The organism is uncultured Agitococcus sp. (assembly GCF_937920075.1).
GTDB lineage: Bacteria > Pseudomonadota > Gammaproteobacteria > Pseudomonadales > Moraxellaceae > Agitococcus.
In genome coordinates, this window is sequence record NZ_CALETI010000040.1 from 1 (window position 1) to 1643 (window position 1643).

2 protein-coding genes are annotated in these 1643 nt (G+C 41.4%); both read right to left on the minus strand.

Features of this window, described 5'->3' with window-relative positions:
* Positions 1-289 (minus strand): hypothetical protein (locus Q0212_RS01220; protein ID WP_297920993.1); only part of this gene is annotated, 289 nt, incomplete at its 3' end.
* The coding region (locus Q0212_RS01225) for a packaged DNA stabilization protein (RefSeq protein ID WP_297920996.1) at positions 286-1643 on the minus strand (1358 nt) is incomplete at its 5' end. The genes Q0212_RS01220 and Q0212_RS01225, both read right to left, overlap by 4 nt.

Sequence of the window (1643 nt, forward strand, 5' to 3'; positions counted from 1 at the left end):
TACGCAACTCATCTAGTTTTTTATTAACGTCATCTAAAACTGTGCGCTCGTTTATCTGCATCTCGTCTAGCTTTTTGTTGATTTCTGCTAATTCATCGCGTATTTGCACCAATAAAAATTGGTCTGATTGTTCGCTATTATTTTGATTATTTGTCGGCAAAAAAATATCAATATCATCTAATGATGAGTTTGTCGTGCCGCCTGTAGATAGCCATAATTGATAAAGCCATGTTTTAAAGACTCTAGTATTTGTTAAGTCTAGCGTTAATGGTGAAGGTATATTACTCATGTTTTACCTACCTCCACGTCAATATAGCCGCCCATTAACACGGTTTTGACGGGTTCACTACCGAACACTTTATAAACTCTGTCTCGTGAGTTGCCAAGCCTAGCCCACATTACGCGGTTTTTACGCTGTCCAATAACGCCTAGACTGGCTTCGCGTGGTGTAATGTAACTATGGCCGCCATCGTCGCTATAAGTCAAATAGACTAACGGGTCATTACCATCTTCTAAGCCTACGCCCGTTTCAAAGTTAAGGACTACTTCTTTATGTTTAACACGTTTGTAATCACTGACAATGTGCGCTGTGGTTCGACTCCATTCAATCGGCAAATCACCATCAAGATGCGTCTCATCGTCTAGCTCATAAAGTACACCGCTAACAAAATCACCGACTAAGTGCTTACCAAACGCGAACGCATAGCATGAGGCTCTATCTCGTCCTAGTCCGTAAGTCTCACGCACTGACCAAGCCGCGTCATTATCTTGAATTGACGCATCATAGACTAAGGTTTTGTTAGCTGTTGGGAATGTCAGCACATAAAAAGAATGACCATTTTTTTGATAAGTATATGCAAACGCATCATCAATACGCTCAAACGAATTGATTAAATACTCTATGCCGCGATTACTGATAATTTGTGGTGTGTATTGGTTTAGCTTGTGTACCAAGCCTTTACCATGACTTGTGCGGCCTAAAAAAAATACTGTGTTATCAAGTTTGGCAACACTTAACGCAGCCGCACACCCAACCTCCATTTCTGCACCTTCGCGCCTTGACAGTGGGAATGTCGCATCGCCTGAGTTAAACCATACTGTACTTGTGCGCTCACCAAACAAAATAAGCTCACGATGGTCAACAATAAATGTTACCAAATTATCAGGGTCGGCTTCATCGCTTGCGAAGTCTAGCGCATTAAAAGTAGTAAAGTCGTTTAGATTCGATATGTAAAACTGCTGTGTGTTTGGTCGAATAAATACCCCATAGCCATCAAGATAATCAACCCGTGGTGAGCCATAAAAAGCAGGGGCGGTTATTTGTGTTAGTGCTAGTGTACCTGTGTCATAAACATAAGCCTTGCCACTCACACCGCTATTAAAACAGACTTGTCCTGCATTGTTAGCCGCTATGGTTGTATCAAAATCTAAGTCAACCGCGCCGATTGTTGTGTAACTAAAATCATTCAATACTTTGTAGAGTGTTGCACCTGCAACAACGTAAAGCACACCACTAAACTCTGCCATTGCATAAATAGGCGTAGTCGGTAGCGTTAAAAATGCTGTCTTGCCATCGACACGATAAAGCGTAAGTTTATTATCTTCGGACGGGTCAACCTCAAGATACATATTAACCGTTTCTT